Below are 17,297 nucleotides of genomic sequence, written 5' to 3'. Positions count from 1 at the left end.
AATGGGATATACGTTGCCAAAGGCAGCCAGTCATAGATGCAGGGCGCTGAGCAACAGGCAGTACCGGGTGAACTCAGCATCGACCTGTGGGAGTGTGGGGCGCTTCAGAATGAGTACTGGAACCCCCAGCTCCCGCGCCACCTCAAGCTTGGGCTCGGTCGCCACGCTGCCGCTGTTCTTGCTGACCAGCACATCGATAGCGCGCCGTGCGAACAGCACCCGCTCATCGTCAAGGTGAAACGGCCCCCGCGCACCGATCACTTCGCAGCGATCATTACCAGGGCAGGCCTGCAACGCCCTGAGGGTCCAGAACTGCTCTGGCGGAATCTCGTCCAGATGCTGCAGCGGCTCGCGCCCCAACGTGAACAGCGGCCTGCGGAACGGCTTGAGCGCTTCGATCAGCCCGGCCCAGTCTTGCACTTCTCGCCAATCGTCACCCTCCTGGGCCTGCCATGCCGGGCGCCGCAAGGCCCAGCACGGGATGCCCACGGCCCGTGCGGCGGCGGCAGCATTGTGGCTGATCTGCGCGGCATAGGGGTGGGTGGCGTCTATCAGCAGGGTGATACCCGCCTCGCGCAGGTAGGCGGCCAGGCCTTCGGCCCCGCCATAGCCGCCGACCCGCACCTGGCAGGCCAGGCCCTGCGGCACCCGGCCGATGCCAGCCAGGCTGTAGACATGCTCCGGGCCAAGCTGACGGGCGATGGCCAGTGCCTCGGTGACACCGCCCAGCAGCAGGATGCGCCGGTTCATTGCATACCTGCCTTGCCGACGATGCCGCCCTGGCGGTCGATGGCGAACACTTCCACCTGCACCTGTGCGGGCACCACGCTGCGGGCGAACGCCAGGGCATGGGCGCAGACCGCGTCGCCCAGGGCGATGCCGGCCGCGTGTGCCAGGGCCAGGGCTTGCTGGCTGGTGTTGGCGGCCATGATCGCTGCCTGCAGGTCGGCATCGGCGCCGATGTCCGCTGCCCAGCCGGCCAGTTGCGGCAGGTCGATGCTCGAGTGGCGGCTGTGAAGGTCCATGTGCCCGGCGGCCAGCTTGCTGATCTTGCCAAAGCCACCGCACAGTGACAGGCGTGGCACCGGCACCTTGCGCAGGTGCTTGAGCACCGCGCCGACAAAGTCGCCCATTTCGATCAGGGCAATTTCCGGGAGGCCGTAGACGCGGCGCATGGTGTCTTCGCTGGCATTGCCGGTGCAGGCGGCAATATGGGTATAGCCATTGGTGTGGGCGACATCGATGCCCTGGTGGATGGAGGCGATGTAGGCCGCGCAGGAGAAAGGCCGCACGATGCCGCTGGTACCAAGAATCGACAGCCCGCCGAGGATGCCCAGGCGCGGGTTCATGGTCTTGAGTGCCAGTTGCTCGCCGCCCTTTACGTTGACCGTGACCTCGAAGCCGCCGCGGTAGGCGCAGTCGTCGGCCAGTTGTTGCAGGTGTTCACTGATCATGCGTCGCGGTACCGGGTTGATCGCCGGCTCGCCCACGGCGAGTACCAGCCCGGGGCGGGTGACCGTGCCGACACCCACGCCCGCGACAAAGCGTATGCCCGGCTCGTCCTGCAAACGCACCTGGCTGTAGAGCAGCGCGCCATGGGTGACATCGGGGTCGTCGCCAGCATCCTTGAGTGTGCCGGCTTCGGCGCGCTCGTCCTCGCGGCGGCAGAATTCCAGGCGCATCTGCACCACCTTGCCCTTGGGCAAGGTGATGCTCACGGCGTCAGTGCTCACACCGGTGAGCAGCAGGCGCGCTGCCGCCAGGCTGGTGGCAGTGGCGCAGCTGCCAGTGGTCAGGCCGCTGCGCAGTGGCGCCGGCTGTTCGCGGGTTTCTTCACGCATCGTGAGGCTTCACCACGTCGAGCAAGGTGATCGGCAATGCCTGGCGCCAAGTGTCGAAGGCGCCCAATGGCTGGGCCTGGGCGACATGGATACGCGTCAGTTCACCGCCATGCTGTTGGCGAAAGTGCGCCAGTGCCAGTTCGCTTTGCAGGGTCACGGCATTGGCCACCAATCGCCCTCCGGGGCGGAGCCGCTCCCAACACAACGGCAACACGCCTTCACGGGTGACGCCACCGCCGATGAAGATCGCATCCGGGCGCTCCAGCTCGGCCAAGGCCTGCGGTGCTTTGCCGCGCACCAGTTGCAGGCCGGGAACGCCAAGGGCATCACGGTTGTACTCGATGAAGCCCTGGCGGCCCTCGTCGGCTTCGATTGCCAGTGTTCGGCAGGCGGGGTGGGCGCGCATCCACTCGATGCCGATCGAGCCACAGCCTGCGCCCACGTCCCACAGCAACTCGCCTGGTTGGGGGGCCAGACGGGCCAGGGTGATGGCCCGTACGTCACGTTTGGTCAGCTGGCCGTCATGACGGAAAGCATCGTCCGGCAGGCCGGCTGCGCGTGACAGTCGCGGAGCGTCGGCAGTGGCCTGGCACTCGATGGCAACCAGGTTCAGCGCGGCGACCTGAGGCTGGGCCCAGTCATCGGCGATGCCCGCCAAGTGGCGTTCGGCAGGGCCGCCGAGGTGCTCGAACACCTGCAGGCGGCTTTGCCCGAAACCGCGCTCGCGCAGCAGGGCGGCAATGGCTGCCGGGCTATCACCGTCGTTGCTCAGCACCAGCAGGCGCATGCCGCTGTAAAGGTGGGCGTTGAGAGAGGCCAGGGGGCGTGCGACCAAAGACACCACCTGCACGTCCTGCAGCGGCCAGCCAAGGCGGGCGGCGGCCAAGGCGCAGGAGGAGGGCATCGACAGTACCTGCAGCTCTTGGGCCGGCACCTGCCGCGCCAGGCTGGCGCCGACGCCGTAGAACATGGGGTCGCCGCTGGCCAGCACGCACACCTGCTCACCGCGCCGAGCCAGTACCGGGGCGAGCGAGAACGGGCTCGGCCAATGTTCGCGGGCGGCGCTTACGCAACGCGGCAGCAGGGCCAGCTGACGTGGGCTGCCGATGATCCGCGAAGCGCCGAGCAGGGCGCGTCGGGCCTGCTTGCCCAGGCCGCTGAAGCCGTCTTCGCCGATGCCTACTACTGTCAGCCAGGGTGTCATGTGTTTCTGATCCGCCATTTTTGGGGGCGCGTCGCCCCGCCTCAGCCGGCAAAGGGGGCGACGCGGTGGTGAATTTCTGTTCAATCGCCAGCGAAGCTCGACCACCGGCTTTTCATGCCGCCGGACAAAGCAGGCATAATACCGCGCCTTCTACACTCAAGCGCATTTTCAGCGATTGCCGGACGTCCCTTTGAAGCAGGTCCATACCCCACCCGTATCGCCCCGTCCCTCGGCTTGCCCGGGGTTGTGGCGCATCGTCAGCGCCCTTGATGGCGGTATCTGCCGAATCAAGCTGCCCGGTGGGCTGTTGCTGGCCGATCAGGCCGATGCCGTGGCGGCGGCTGCGGAGCGTTTCGCCGGTGGCGTGATCGAGGCGACCAACCGCGGCAACCTGCAGATCCGTGGCATTGGCGACGATCACGCCGGCCTGATCGAAAGCCTGCTGGCAGCAGGCCTGGGTCCACGCGATGCTGCCAGTGACGATGTGCGCAACCTGATGCTCAGCCCCTTGGCCGGCCATGACCCATTGATGGTGCTGGATGTTCGTCCCCTGGGCGAACACATCCTCTACATGCTGCAAGGCACACCGCGCTTTCACCAGTTATCGGCCAAGTTCGCGGTGCAACTGGACGGCGGCGAAGGCCTGGCGATGCTCGAGCACCCACACGATCTGTGGCTTTCAGCATTACGACTCGAGCAACGCACCTGGCTGGCGTTCGGCCTGGCCGGTTGCCCGGCTGACGGCCAGGTGCTGGGCGCGGTGCCGGTGGAGCAGGGGCTGGCGCTGGTGCGCGCAGTGCTTGAGCGCTTCCTCGACCTGGCCAGCCCGGACCAGGCGCGCATGCGCCAGTTGCTTGAAAACTGCTCAGTGGAGCGATTCATCGAGGGGCTAGGGCTGGCGATCCGCCGGGATGATGCCGTGCTCGATTGGCGCCGCAAAGCGGGCAACAGCCCATGGCTGGGTGCCGTTGAGCAGCTGCAGGGCATGGCCCTGGGCGTTGCCCCGCCGCTTGGCAGGCTCAGCGCCGACATGCTGCGCGGTGCGGCGCGAATCGCACGTGAACACGGCGATGGCAGCCTGCGCCTGAGCCCCTGGCAGAGCCTGATGCTGACCTCTGTGGCTGGCGTGAGCATCGCCCCGGCGCAACGTGAGTTGTCGGCCCTGGGCCTGCTCTGCCACAGCCACGAGCCCTTGGCCCGCATGGTTGCCTGCACCGGCGCCAGCGGCTGCGCCAAGGCGCACGGCGAAACCAAGGCCGATGCCGTGGCTCTGGCAGCCCTGTTGCCCGCTGGCGCCCCTGCCAGTGTGCACCTGTCTGGTTGCCCCCGATCCTGCGCCGTGGCCCATGTCGCCCCGGCCACACTGCTGGCCCGCTCGCCGGGCCGCTATGACCTCTATTTGCGTGACGCGCGCCTGCCGGGCTTTGGTGCCCTGCGCGCCGCCAACCTCACCTTGAACGAAGCAGGCGCCATGCTCGACCTGCCGACGGAGCACCTTGATGATTGATTACATCCGCGATGGTCAGGAGATCTATCGCAATTCCTTCCGGATCATCCGTGAGGAGGCCCGGCTCGAGCGGATCCCCGCAGACCTCGAGAAGCTCGCCGTACGTGTGATCCATGCCTGTGGCATGGTCGAGGCCATCGACGGCCTGCAGTTCTCCGAAGGTGCCGGCCGCTCGGGGCGCGAGGCCCTGGCCAACGGCGCGCCGATCCTCTGCGATGCGCACATGGTCGCCGAAGGCATCACCCGTGCACGCCTGCCCGCCGATAACAAGGTGATCTGCACCCTGCGCGACCCGAGTGTTCCGGCCCTGGCCAAAGATGCCGGCAATACCCGCTCGGCTGTGGCTCTGGAACTGTGGCGGCCCTATCTGGAGGGTAGCGTGGTGGTGATCGGCAACGCGCCGACCGCTCTGTTCTACTTGCTGGAAATGATCGATGCCGGTGCACCAAAGCCTGCGCTGATCCTCGGTTTCCCGGTTGGCTTCGTCGGTGCGGCGGAGTCCAAGGCCATGCTTGCCGCAGACAGCCGGGGCATCCCGTTCGTGATCATGCAGGGCCGCCTGGGCGGTAGTGCGATGGCTGCTGCCGCGGTCAATGCCCTCGCCACGGAGGTGGAATGATGGCGCCGCGTGGACGTCTGCTGGGCCTGGGCGTAGGTCCTGGCGACCCTGAGCTGATTACGCTCAAGGCCCTGCGCTTGCTGCGCGAGGCCCCGGTGGTCGCCTACTTCGTGGCCAAGGGCAAGCGTGGCAATGCCTTCGGCATCATCGAGTCGCATCTGCAGCCAGCGCAAACGCTGCTGCCGCTGGTCTATCCGGTGACCACCGAGGCGTTGCCGGCGCCGTTGTCGTACGAGCAGGTCATCAGCGATTTTTATGACGAGGCCAGCGTGCAGGTGGCCGAGCACCTCGATGCCGGCCGCGATGTCGCGGTGATCTGCGAGGGCGACCCGTTCTTTTACGGCTCCTACATGTACCTGCATGACCGTCTGGCGCAGCGCTATGACGCGCAAGTGATCCCTGGTGTCTGCTCGATGCTGGGAGGCGCGTCGGTACTGGGTGCCCCCCTGGTTTACCGCAACCAGAGCCTGTCGGTGCTGTCGGGCGTGCTGCCGGCCGAAGAACTCAAGCGGCGCCTGGCCGATGCCGATGCGGCAGTGATCATGAAGCTGGGCCGCAACTTCCCCAAAGTGCGCCAGGTGCTGGGCGAACTGGGCCTGGACAGGCGTGCGCTATACGTTGAGCGGGCGACCATGGCAAATCAGAAAATCGTCGCGCTGGACCAGGTGGACCCACAGTCATCACCGTACTTCTCGCTGATCATCGTGCCGGGTGAAAAATGGCAGGGATGAGCATGCACAAGGCACCGGCAATCATCGTGCTCGGCGCTGGTAGCGTGGCCACCGCGCGGCGCATTCAGCAACATTATCCACAGGCGACGATCCATGGCCTGAGCGGCCGGGTCGACCTGGCCGACCAGTACTACGAAGCATTTGGCGACACGCTGCGCGCCCTTTATCTGCAAGACACGCCGATCATAGCCCTGTGTGCGGCGGGTATCGTCATCCGTAGCCTGGCCAGCTTGCTTTGCGAGAAAGGCGCAGAGCCGCCGGTGCTGGCGGTGGCCGAGGACGGCAGTGCGGTAGTGCCGCTGCTTGGCGGGCTGAGCGGCGTCAATGTCATGGCCCGCGAGATCGGTGAGGCGCTGGGCGTGGCGGCGGCGATCACCACCAGCGGTGAGCTGCGTTTCGGCACCTGCCTGTTGAACCCACCCGAGGGCTATGCCCTGGCGGATATCGAACAGGGCAAGCGTTTCGTTTCCGATCTGCTGGCGGGGGAGGCCGTACGTATCGAGGGCGATGCGCCTTGGCTGGCTCAGGCCCAATTGCCGGCCAGTGAAGCCGCCCAGCGCACCATTCATGTGGGATGCACTGCGCGCCCGGCCAGCCGTGACGAGTTGCTGATCCACCCCCGTTCGGTGGTGGTTGTGGTGGATGCGGGCGGTCCTGATCTGGTTGAACGCGTCAGCGATGCCCTGCGTGAAGCGGGCATCGCCGAGCAGTCACTGGCGTGCCTGCTGGTTGCCGAACAGGCCATGGCCGAACCGTCCTTGCAGGCAGCGGCCAAGGTGCTGGGTGTCGCACTGCGTTTTGCTGCCAAAGAAAGCACTCTTGTCAGCATGGCCGCCGAAGCACTGCCGGATGCGCGTCTGATCGAGCAGACGGGCCTGGTCATTGCGCTGTCACCAGTGCCTGTCAAGGTCAACCACCTGGGCCGCAGGCGTGGTCGCTTGGCCGTCATCGGCCTTGGCCCTGGCGCCGCCGAGTTGATGGTGCCGGCGGTCAAAGCCGAGCTGGCGCGCGCCGAGGATATTCTCGGTTACGAAACCTACGTGCGCATGGCCGGGCCGTTCCGCGACGACCAGGTGCAACATTGCACCGACAATCGTGAAGAAATGCAGCGCGCGCGTCATGCTTTCGAGCTCGCCGCACAAGGACGCTCGGTGGTGGTGGTTTCTTCGGGTGACCCGGGGGTATTCGCCATGGCTGCAGCCGTGCTGGAAGCGCTGCACGGGTCCACTGACCCCGCTTGGCATCGTGTCGAGCTGGAAATCCTGCCGGGGGTTTCGGCCTCGCTGGCCACTGCCGCTCAAGCGGGCGCGCCGCTGGGGCATGACTTCTGCGTGATGTCGCTATCGGACAACCTCAAACCGTGGTCGACCATTGAGCATCGGCTGGACCTGGCGGCCCAGGCCGACCTGGTGCTGGCCTTCTACAACCCGATCTCGCGTTCGCGCCCCTGGCAGCTTGGGCGCGCGCTGGAGATCGTGCGCCAGCACCGGGATGGTAATACACCCGTGGTGCTTGGGCGTGACATCGGCAGGCCGGGGCAGACGCTCAGGGTGGTCACCCTCGCCGAGCTGACGCCAGAGATGGTCGACATGCGTACCATGGTCCTGGTCGGTTCTTCCACGACCTGCACCTTTGCCCGTGCCGAGGGTGGGCAGTGGGTCTATACCCCGCGCTGGTATCCTGTTGCGCCCTGAGTCGCAGGGCTAGCCGACCAGGTAGCCCCTGATGCCGGTGAAGATGATCTGCGCCGCCAAGGCGCAGACAAACAGCCCCATCAGGCGGCTGACGATCTGCAGGCCTTGATCGCCGAGAATGCGCTCGATCCCGTGCGACAGATACAGCACCAGGCCCACGGTGAAGCTGGCCAGCGCGATACTGACGATGGCCAGCAACTTGTCGTCCCAGTGCGGCTGGCTGACGCCCATCACCAGCAGGGCGCCGATGGTGCCCGGGCCTACGGTGAGCGGGATGGTCAGCGGTACGATGGTCACGTCCTGCTGCACGTTGTCGGCCTGCACGGCCGGTTTGCCCTGGGCCATGCCTAAGGCAGAGATGAACAGCACGCTGCCGGCGCCGATGCGGAAGGCATCGGCCGTGATGCCGAAGATGCCGAAGATCGCCCGCCCGAAAAGGTACAGCAACACGCTGGCGACCAATGCGGCGAAGGCAACCTTCCAGGCCAGCTGTTTGCGCTCCTTGCTGGAGTGGCCACGGGTCAGGCTGATGAAGCACGACAGCACGAAGAACGGGCTGTAGAGCACCAGCATCTTCAGGTAGACACTGAACAACTCATGAAGCATGAGGGTGAGTCCTTTGTAGGAGCGGCCTTGTGTCGCGAAAGGGCTGCGCAGCAGCCCCCGTTCCGTGTGGTGCTGCTGAAATTCTGGGGCTGCTGCGCAGCCCTTCGCGACACAAGGCCGCTCCTACAGCGCTTAATCGGCTACGAAGTATGCAGCGGATCGGTCTTGGCTTCCCGCTGGTTTGCCCAATACTGGATCAACTCGCGCAATTGCGACAGCTCCACCGGCTTGGCCATGTGCCCATCCATGCCGGCCAGCCGCGCGCGCTCTTTGTGTTCGGCCAGGATGTGCGCGGTCAGTGCCACCACCGGGGTGCGCTGGCGCTGGTTGGCGACTTCCCAGGCGCGCAGTTGCTGGGTGGCAGAGAAGCCGTCCAGCACCGGCATTTCACAATCCATCAGCACCAGGTCATAACGCTGGGCCTTCATGGCTTGCAGGGCTTCCTCGCCATTGCTGGCGGTGTCCGGTTCGAGGTTGAGTTTGCCCAGCATGCCGCGGATCACCTTGGTCGAGATGCTGTTGTCCTCGGCGACCAGCACGCGAAAGTCGCCCGGCAGCTCGTGGGTGGGCGGTGTGCCTGGCAAGGGCATCGGCACGGTTTGTTCGCGGCCGCGCTGGGCCAGCTCTTCGGCCAGGGTGGTCTTGAGCGTGTAGCCGGCCACCGGTTTGGCCAGGATGCGCTTGACCCCGGCATTGCGGGCAATGACCTTGCTCGGTGCGTTGCTGATACCGGTGAGCATCACCACGAGGATGTCGTGGTTCAGGCTTGGGTCTTCCTTGATCTTGGCCGCCAGTTGCATGCCGGTCATGCCCGGCATGTTCTGGTCCAGCAAGACCGCATCGAAATAGTCACGCAGGTGCGCCTTGGTCCGTAGCAGGGCCAGGGCCTCCTTGCCCGAGGGTACGGCACTCACGTTCATGCCCCAGGCGCTGCACTGCTGCACCAGCACCTTGCGACAGGTGTCGTTGTCGTCCACCACCAGCACTCGGGCGTCGCGCAATGGGCTGTCGAGGTCGGCCAGGGGTTGCTCCAGGCGGGAGGGGTCGAGCGGCAGGGTCAGCCACAGGGTGTTGCCCATGCTGGTGCTGCTCTTGATGCCGAATTCGCCTTGCATAAGGCCGATCAGTTGCTTGGCGATGATCAGCCCAAGGTGGCCGCCAAGCTTGTTGCTGGAAAGGAAGTGATGGCTGTGCAGCTCTGCCTGCAGCAGGGCTTCGCGCTCGGCCGCAGGCAGCGGCTCGCCGCTGTCCTGCACGGCGATACGCAGGCGCGGCACCTCGCCGCGCTGGTCCAGTGCAACGACCAGGAGGATTTCGCCCTGGTCGGTGTTTTTCAGGGCGTTTTCCAGCAGGCTGGAGAGAGCCTGGCGCAGGCGCGTAGGGTCACCGCTAATGACCCGTGGCACTTGCGGCTGGGTGAAGCTGATCAGCTCGATGTTCTGTTGTTCGGCCTTGGCGCGGAAGATATTCAGGCAATCTTCGATCAGGGCATTGAGGTCGAATTGCACATCGTCCAGTTCGATCTGCCGCGACTCGAGCTTGGAAATGTCGAGAATCTCGTTGATCAGTGTGAGCAGTTCGTTGCCGGCGCTGTGGATGGTCTGCACGTAGTCACGCTGCTTGACCGACAGCGGCGTGCCCAGCAGCAGTTCGGTCATGCCCAGCACGCCGTTCATGGGGGTGCGGATTTCATGGCTGATCTTGGCCAGGAACTCGGCCTTGGCATTGATTTCGGCATCACTGGCCGCCAGTGCGCGGCTGGCGCTGAAGCGCTCTTCGCTCATCCGCCGCAGGCGCTCGCTGACCGCAAGGTTGAGCAGCAGGCCGCTGGCCACCGTCAAACCGAGCAGAATGCACAGCAGCCAAGGCGTAGAGGTGCGGGTCAGACCGAGCAGGGCCGGCAGCAGCACCAGCCCGCCCAGGTTGAACACCACCATGGCCAGGCTGAACAGGCGTGCCGGCGCATAACCTTTGTACCAGTGGTAGCTGCTGACCAGCAGCATGCTCACACTGCCCAGGGCCAGCAGGGCGTAGGTCATCAGGTTGAGTGGAAGGGTATCCACGAACAGCAGGATCAGGCCGCTGACTCCGGCCACCAGCATTTCGCCTTGCAACAAGCGATTGAGCTGCGGGGAACTGCAGCGCGAGAAGAAGTGCTGGGTGAAATAGAGCCCCGCGAGGCCCGCCAGCACCAGGGTCAGATAGGCGGCCGGGGTTTGCGCACTGTGCCACAGGTGCCACCAGGGGCCGCTGAGGTTGAGCAGGATCAGGCCGCTGAGCAGCATCAGCCCGTGGTACAGCGCAAGGATCAGGGTGGTGCTGGAGCGGGTGTACAGAAAGCGGATCAGGTTGTGCAGGATGAGCATGACCAGGCCGCCGAAGAGCATGCCGAACAGCAACGGCTGGCCATGGTTTGAAGCGGCGACTGCCGCAGGCTCCAGGCTGATGGCCGGGCGCAGTTGATGCTCGGAAACCAGGCGCAGGTAGATGTCCACCGCTTTCGGGCTGTTTGGCAAGGGCAAAACGTGATCGCTGCCGCGCAGGGTCGGGCTGGCGTTGCCGGCCTGGCGCCCGTGGTGCAGCTGGCGTAGCAGCCTGTCGCCGTCGAGGGCGTAGAGGTCCAGACGCGAAAGGTCCGGGGCAAAGACCCGCAGCAGTTGCTCCTGGTCACCTGGTTCGAGGCGATAGTGTAGCCACAGGGCCTGTTGCGACGGCGCGGCATCTAGGTCGCTCAGGGTAGTAGGGCTGAACTGGTTGCGATAGCGATCCGAGCGGACGTCGCTCAATTGCAGGTTGGCTTGTACGTCGAGCAAAACGGACCAGCCTCCGCCTTGGTCGGCCGAAGCCGGGAGCAGGCAGAGCAGGGTCAGCAAGCTGACGATCAGAGCTGTGGCAATCCGAAGCCGACGCACTACGAGATCCCTTCCTAGCTGATGTGCCGTGTAGTAACTATGCGCGGCGCGCCAAGTCGAAGGCAAGGCCCCGATGGGGCCCTGTCGACGAGCCGAAGGCCGCATGCGCAGGACGCTGCGGCTATCCGGTAAGGTTATTGCTGATGTTCACCGCGCTCGCGGGCGATAGCCCGGTAGCCGATGTCGGTACGGTAGAAGCTACCGTTCCAGGTGACTTCCTTGGCCAGGCGGTAAGCCTGCTGCTGGGCATCGGCAACTGTGCTGCCCATGGCCGTGGCGCAGAGCACGCGGCCACCGTTGGTCACTACCTGGCCGTCCTTGAGCGAAGTACCGGCATGGAACACCTTGCCTTCGATCTTGGCTGCGGCCTCCAGGCCGCTGATCACGTCGCCCTTGGCGTAGTCGCCGGGGTAACCGCCGGCGGCCAGCACCACACCCAGGCTTGGGCGTGGGTCCCACTGCGCTTCGACCTTGTCCAGCGCCTTGGCGAAAGCGGCTTCGATCAACAGCACCAGGCTCGATTCCAGGCGCAGCATGACCGGCTGGGTTTCCGGGTCGCCAAAGCGGCAGTTGAACTCGATGACCTTGGGGTTGCCTGCCTTGTCGATCATCAGGCCGGCATACAGGAAGCCGGTGTACACGTTGCCTTCCTCGGCCATGCCGCGCACGGTCGGCCAGATCACCTGGTCCATCACGCGCTGGTGTACATCGGCGGTAACGACCGGGGCTGGGGAGTAGGCACCCATGCCGCCAGTGTTCGGGCCGGTGTCCTGGTCACCCACGCGCTTGTGGTCCTGGCTGGTGGCCATTGGCAGCACGTTGTGGCCGTCGACCATTACGATGAAGCTGGCTTCCTCGCCGTCGAGGAACTCTTCGATCACCACGCGCGAACCGGCTTCGCCAAAGGCGTTGCCCGCGAGCATGTCACGCACGGCGGCTTCGGCTTCTTCCAGGGTCATGGCGACGATCACGCCTTTGCCCGCAGCCAGGCCGTCGGCCTTGATCACGATCGGCGCGCCTTTTTCCTGCAGGTAGGCCAGGACCGGCTCGATCTCGGTGAAGTTCTGGTAGTCGGCGGTCGGGATCTTGTGGCGAGCCAGGAAGTCCTTGGTGAATGCCTTGGAACCTTCCAGCTGGGCCGCGCCCTTGGTCGGGCCGAAGCAGTCCAGGCCGCGGCTGCGGAACAGGTCGACCACACCGATGACCAGCGGCGCCTCGGGGCCCACGATGGTCAGGTCGACGTTCTTCTCGGCGAAGTCTGCCAGTTGCTCAAGGGCAGTGACGTCGATGGCAACGTTCTCGCACTTGGCTTCAATGGCGGTACCGGCGTTGCCGGGGGCGACGAATACTTTCTCGACGCGTGGGTCCTGGGCGACTTTCCAGGCCAGGGCGTGCTCACGGCCGCCGCTGCCGATGATCAAAACTTTCATTACAGGCTCCTTCGGAGAAGCTGCAAGCTGCAAGCGTCAAGAAAAAGCGGTTCGCGCTGATCCTTGTAAATGCTCACAACTCAGGGATTCAAGGGGCTGTGGCTGCAAGCGGGAGCAACTTGGCCTGCTCTTGCTTGCAGCTTCCAGCTTAAAAGCTTGCCGCTGCTATCAGTGGCGGAAGTGGCGCATACCGGTGAACACCATCGCGATGCCGGCTTCGTCGGCAGCGGCGATGACTTCAGCATCGCGCATCGAACCACCTGGCTGGATCACGGCGCTGATACCCACTTTAGCCGCATTGTCGATGCCATCACGGAAAGGGAAGAACGCGTCCGACGCCATGACCGCACCTTGCACCTGCAGGCCGGCATGCTCTGCCTTGATGGCCGCGATGCGCGCGGAGTTGACGCGGCTCATCTGGCCAGCGCCGACGCCGATGGTCTGGCGCTGCTTGGCATAGACGATGGCGTTGGATTTGACGAACTTGGCCACTTTCCAGGCGAACACCAGATCGTGGATTTCCTGCTCGGTCGGTGCGCGCTTGGTGACGATCTTCAGGTCTTCGGCGGTGATCATGCCGTTGTCGCGGCTCTGCACCAGCAGGCCACCGTTGACGCGCTTGAAGTCCCAACCGGCCGCACGCTCTGCCGGCCATTCGCCGCATTCCAGCAGACGTACGTTTTGCTTGGCAGCCACTACGTCGCGCGCAGCTTGGGAGATTTTCGGGGCGATGATCACTTCGACGAACTGGCGCTCGACGATCGCCTTGGCGGTTTCGCCGTCCAGTTCACGGTTGAACGCGATGATCCCGCCGAAGGCCGATTCGGTGTCGGTAGCGTAGGCCAGGTCGTAGGCCTTGCGGATGCCGCCCTCGTCTTCAGGCACCACGGCGACGCCGCATGGGTTGGCGTGCTTGACGATGACGCAGGCCGGCTTGACGAAGCTCTTCACGCACTCCAGCGCGGCGTCGGTATCGGCCACGTTGTTGAACGACAGCTCCTTGCCCTGCAGCTGGATGGCGGTGGAAACGCTGGCTTCGCCTTTCTTGGCTTCAACGTAGAACGCCGCGCTCTGGTGCGGGTTCTCGCCGTAGCGCATTTCCTGAGCCTTGACGAACTGGCTGTTGAAGGTGCGCGGGAACTCGCTGCGCGCTTCGGTGGACAGCGTGTCCTTGGCCTGGTCGATGGTGCCCATGTAGTTGGCGATCATGCCGTCGTAAGCGGCAGTGTGCTCGAACGCCTTGAGCATCAGGTCGAAACGCTGGGCGTAGGTCAGGCCGCCGGCCTTGAGGCCTTCGAGGACGCTGGCGTAGTCGCTGGCGTTGACCACGATAGCGACGTCCTTGTGGTTCTTGGCAGCCGAACGGACCATGGTCGGGCCGCCGATGTCGATGTTCTCGATGGCGGTCGGCAGGTCACAGCCAGGCTTGGCGATGGTGGCTTCGAATGGGTACAGGTTGACGGCGACCAGATCGATCGGCTTGATGCCGTGCTCGTTCATGATGGCGTCGTCGACACCGCGACGGCCGAGGATGCCGCCGTGGATCTTCGGGTGCAGTGTCTTGACCCGGCCGTCCATCATTTCGGCGAAGCCCGTGTAGTCGGCCACTTCCACCGCGTTCACGCCGTTGTCCTTTAGCAGCTTGTAGGTGCCGCCGGTGGACAGGATCTCGACACCGAGCTGCTGCAGCTCACGAGCGAATTCGAGGATACCGGTCTTGTCGGAGACGCTGATCAGGGCGCGGCGGACTGGCAGGCGGGTAGTCTGGTCGGTCATTTCGGATTCCAATAACGCGGTGGAGTCAGCAAAAAAGGCGCCTCTGTTCAGGGAGCCGCCTTTTCTGATTGGGATTCTGGCTTACAACAAGTCGTACTGCTTGAGTTTCTTGCGCAGGGTGCCTCGGTTGAGCCCGAGCATCTCGCTGGCCTTGGTCTGGTTGCCCTTGACGTAATTCATCACGCTTTCGAGCAGGGGCGCCTCGACTTCGGAGAGCACCAGGTTGTACACGTCAGTGACGGTAGCGCCTTCCAGGTGTGCGAAGTAGTTGTGCAGCGCCTTCTCGACGCTGTCACGAAGGGTCTGGCCCTCTTCGCTCGGCGTGTTGAGGTGCTGTTTGAGGTTGGCGTTGTCGCTCACGGGCGTTGTTCCACTCACTAATGTCTCGGTCATCATCGTCATGCGGCCACCCCTTGTCCGTCCTCTGTCTCAAGGCTCTGTCGACGTTCGCTGAAATACGCTCGAACGTTGGCGCACTGCGCTTGTGTGTCTTCCAAAGCGTTGAACCGGGAGCGAAACTCCTTGCCGCCGGGTCGTGTTGCCAGGTACCAGCCAACGTGCTTGCGGGCGATACGTACACCCATCACATCGCCATAGAAGGCGTGCAGCGCGGCAAGGTGCTCCAGCAGGATACGTTCCACTTCGTCCAGCTGCGGGGCCGGCAAGTGCTGGCCAGTCCCCAGGTAATGCTCGATCTCGCGAAAGATCCAGGGCCGCCCCTGGGCGGCCCTGCCAATCAGCAGACCGTCGACGCCGGTGGCGTCCAGCACCGCCCGGGCCTTTTCTGGCGAAGTGATATCGCCGTTGGCAAAAACCGGGATGGACACCGCCTGCTTGATGGCAGCGATGGTGTCGTATTCGGCTTCGCCGGTGTACAGGTCGGCGCGTGTGCGGCCATGCACCGCCAGCGCCTGGATGCCAGCCTGCTCGGCGATCCTCGCCACGTTCAGGCCGTTCTTGTTCGCCCGGTCCCAACCGGTGCGGATCTTCAGCGTCACCGGGACGTCCACCGCGCCGACGACGGCGTGGAGAATCTCGCTGACCAAAGCTTCATCTCTCAATAAAGCAGAGCCTGCAGCTTTGTTGCAGACTTTTTTCGCCGGGCAACCCATGTTGATGTCGATGATCTGGGCGCCAGCTTCGACGTTGGCCCTGGCCGCCGCCGCCATCATCTGCGCATCGCCACCGGCGATCTGTACCGAGCGCGGCTCGGGATCGCCTTCGTGAATGCGGCGCAGGCTCGACTTGCGGCTGTTCCACAGGCTCATGTCGCTGCTGACCATCTCCGACACCACCATGCCCGCGCCCAGGCGCTTGCAAAGTGTACGGAAAGGCTGGTCCGTGACCCCGGCCATGGGCGCGAGGATCAGGTTGTTGCGTAGTGTGTATGGGCCGATGCGTACCGCCGACATAGGTGTTCCCTGTTGTGGGGCCGAATCATTGGAGTCGAAAAAGGGTTGGCATAATACCCGCTCTCGGTGACCGGATAAAGATGGATTTGGATAAATTCTGAACAGTTGTAGGCTTATGCCTTCGGGCTACAAGCTCCAAGCTTCAAGCTGCAAGAAGAAGCAGACCGGTTGTCGGCTCGCTTCTCTTGTAGCTTGCAACTTGCCGCTCGACGTTTATTCGGGGGAGCGGAAGCTGAGGCTGTAGTTCACTGCTTTCGGGCCAGGGTCGAGGATATCCAGGGCAATGTGGATCGGCGTCTGGCTGGGCATTTCGCCACGGCCGGCCAGTTCACCCGAGAGATACTCGCTCGGCTTGAAGCGCCGGCTGGCGATCAATTGGCCATTGAGGTCGGCAAAACGCAGTTCCAGCAGGGGGAACGGCTGGGCGAAGGGGGCGCGGTTGTAGATGATCGCGTCGACGATGAGCGCGCCCTTGAAGTCGGGGTGGCTGCGCACCACCAGGTTGCTGCTCTTGATCCTGCCGATGTCGACGCGTGTGGGCACCTCGCAGCCAAGCATCGGGCACATCTGCTGGAAGAGCGGGCGGTACTGGTCCTGGCGCGCCATTTCGTCGAAATGGAACCACACGTACTGGAATGCCAGCAGGCCGGCGGCCAGCAGGGTGAGCAAGCCCCAGAGCACGCGTTTGCCCCAGTGGGGGCGCGGCTTCTCCCAGCCCAGTTGCAAAGGATCGTCGACCACGTCGATGAGCGGCTCCTTGCGTGACGGGCGCTGGGGCCTTGCAGCGAAGCCAGGTTCAAGGCGCTCGCCGGTCAGCGTTGGGGCAGGGGTGTCATCGTGCGCCGACAGATGCAGATCCGTATCGTCATCATCACGGGCGCTCAGGCCTTTTTCGTGAACGGGTTCGTCATCTGGCGACAGCCGCTCGGGAAAGTCGTCCGCGTTGTCGCGCTCGGCAGTCCGATGCGTGGCAGGTTCATCATCGAAGTCCAGATCCAGGTTGCCGTCCAGTGTGGGCTCGGTGCGATCGCCGGGGGCGGGCTCCGGGTCCAGTGGCTCCTGCTTCAGCAGTACCGGGGTGGAATCGATGGTTTCCAGCGGTTCATGGTGATCGTCGGTTGCATTACCGAACAGCTCGTCGCCATGGGGCTCGGCGGCGGGCTCGTCACGCCGCGCCTGCAGTGCATCGGCAGGGACGGCTGGGCGCGGCTCGTCTGGCTTGCCACGGCGTTCTAGGCGGGCCAGTTCCTGGTCCAGGTCGAGTTCGTCGAGGGCTTGCGCTGTGGCTGCCCAGTCTTGCGGCTCGGCGGCCAGGCGTTCGCTGACCGGTGGCTCGGGCGCGGTGACGGGCGCGACCGCCGGTATCGGCGGCACTGCCGGGGCGGCGCTGGCGCGGTTCTGCTCCAGCAGTTGCTTCGCCGCGTTGAACACCTGCAGGCAATGGCCGCAGCGCACTACGCCGCGCGCCACGCTCAATTGGTGATGAGTGACGCGAAAGCTGGTCTGGCAATGCGGGCACTGGGTGACGAAACTGTCGGTCATGCGGCGATCCGGGAGCTGTGCAG

14 protein-coding genes are annotated in these 17,297 nt (G+C 64.6%); 4 read left to right on the top strand and 10 right to left on the bottom strand.

Features of this window, described 5'->3' with window-relative positions; all coding sequences use genetic code 11:
• Positions 1-30 precede the first annotated feature (30 nt).
• Genes ACW4TB_RS25930 through cbiE form a run of 3 tightly spaced genes read right to left on the bottom strand, consistent with a single transcriptional unit; the run spans position 31 to position 3,045 of the window.
• Complete coding sequence (locus ACW4TB_RS25930; RefSeq protein WP_279933268.1) at positions 31-750, bottom strand: cobalt-precorrin-6A reductase; 720 nt, start codon at positions 748-750, stop codon at positions 31-33.
• Positions 747-1,841: a cobalt-precorrin-5B (C(1))-methyltransferase gene (locus ACW4TB_RS25925; protein WP_012316420.1), complete on the bottom strand. Its 1,095-nt coding sequence runs from the start codon at positions 1,839-1,841 to the stop codon at positions 747-749. The genes ACW4TB_RS25930 and ACW4TB_RS25925 overlap by 4 nt, the downstream gene beginning before the upstream one ends.
• A complete protein-coding gene (gene cbiE / locus ACW4TB_RS25920; RefSeq protein ID WP_279933265.1) occupies positions 1,834-3,045 on the bottom strand; it encodes a precorrin-6y C5,15-methyltransferase (decarboxylating) subunit CbiE in 1,212 nt (403 codons plus the stop codon). The genes ACW4TB_RS25925 and cbiE overlap by 8 nt, the downstream gene beginning before the upstream one ends.
• A gap of 190 nt (positions 3,046-3,235) precedes the next feature.
• Here cbiE and cobG point away from each other — a divergent pair, with 190 nt between their 5' ends.
• The 4 genes from cobG to cobJ are packed head-to-tail and all read left to right on the top strand — an operon-like array spanning position 3,236 to position 7,596.
• Positions 3,236-4,552, top strand: coding sequence for a precorrin-3B synthase (gene cobG, locus ACW4TB_RS25915; protein WP_455843113.1), 1,317 nt, complete (start codon positions 3,236-3,238; stop codon positions 4,550-4,552).
• Entirely contained in the window at positions 4,545-5,171 is a 627-nt protein-coding gene (locus ACW4TB_RS25910) for a precorrin-8X methylmutase (RefSeq protein WP_279933261.1), read from the top strand. The genes cobG and ACW4TB_RS25910 overlap by 8 nt, the downstream gene beginning before the upstream one ends.
• Entirely contained in the window at positions 5,168-5,902 is a 735-nt protein-coding gene (locus tag ACW4TB_RS25905; RefSeq protein ID WP_455843112.1) for a precorrin-2 C(20)-methyltransferase, read from the top strand. Before ACW4TB_RS25910 ends, ACW4TB_RS25905 begins: the two co-directional genes overlap by 4 nt.
• A gap of 2 nt (positions 5,903-5,904) precedes the next feature.
• Complete coding sequence (gene cobJ, locus ACW4TB_RS25900) at positions 5,905-7,596, top strand: precorrin-3B C(17)-methyltransferase (protein ID WP_279933259.1); 1,692 nt, start codon at positions 5,905-5,907, stop codon at positions 7,594-7,596.
• Positions 7,597-7,605: 9 nt separating this feature from the next.
• Here cobJ and ACW4TB_RS25895 read toward each other — a convergent pair whose 3' ends face one another.
• From ACW4TB_RS25895 to ACW4TB_RS25865, 7 genes are all read right to left on the bottom strand, one after another.
• Positions 7,606-8,202 (bottom strand): MarC family protein, encoded by a 597-nt coding sequence (locus tag ACW4TB_RS25895; protein WP_012316414.1) that lies wholly within the window; start codon positions 8,200-8,202, stop codon positions 7,606-7,608.
• Positions 8,203-8,342: 140 nt separating this feature from the next.
• Entirely contained in the window at positions 8,343-11,114 is a 2,772-nt protein-coding gene (locus ACW4TB_RS25890) for a hybrid sensor histidine kinase/response regulator (protein WP_012316413.1), read from the bottom strand.
• Positions 11,115-11,248: 134 nt separating this feature from the next.
• Positions 11,249-12,544, bottom strand: a complete 1,296-nt coding sequence (gene purD / locus ACW4TB_RS25885) for a phosphoribosylamine--glycine ligase (protein WP_279933256.1) — start codon at positions 12,542-12,544, stop codon at positions 11,249-11,251.
• Positions 12,545-12,712: 168 nt separating this feature from the next.
• Positions 12,713-14,320, bottom strand: a complete 1,608-nt coding sequence (purH, locus tag ACW4TB_RS25880) for a bifunctional phosphoribosylaminoimidazolecarboxamide formyltransferase/IMP cyclohydrolase (protein ID WP_012316411.1) — start codon at positions 14,318-14,320, stop codon at positions 12,713-12,715.
• 81 nt (positions 14,321-14,401) lie between these two features.
• Positions 14,402-14,680, bottom strand: coding sequence for a DNA-binding transcriptional regulator Fis (fis, locus tag ACW4TB_RS25875; RefSeq protein ID WP_013974370.1), 279 nt, complete (start codon positions 14,678-14,680; stop codon positions 14,402-14,404).
• Positions 14,681-14,718: 38 nt separating this feature from the next.
• The gene (gene dusB, locus ACW4TB_RS25870; protein WP_012316410.1) at positions 14,719-15,732 is read right to left on the bottom strand and encodes a tRNA dihydrouridine synthase DusB; all 1,014 of its coding nucleotides are present in this window, start codon (positions 15,730-15,732) and stop codon (positions 14,719-14,721) included.
• A gap of 213 nt (positions 15,733-15,945) precedes the next feature.
• Complete coding sequence (locus ACW4TB_RS25865; protein WP_279933253.1) at positions 15,946-17,274, bottom strand: DUF3426 domain-containing protein; 1,329 nt, start codon at positions 17,272-17,274, stop codon at positions 15,946-15,948.
• Positions 17,275-17,297 lie beyond the last annotated feature (23 nt).

The sequence above is a fragment of the Lelliottia jeotgali genome (assembly GCF_977070485.1).
Note: the sequence above shows the minus strand (reverse complement) of the source record. Positions and strands in the feature narration are given on the sequence as shown.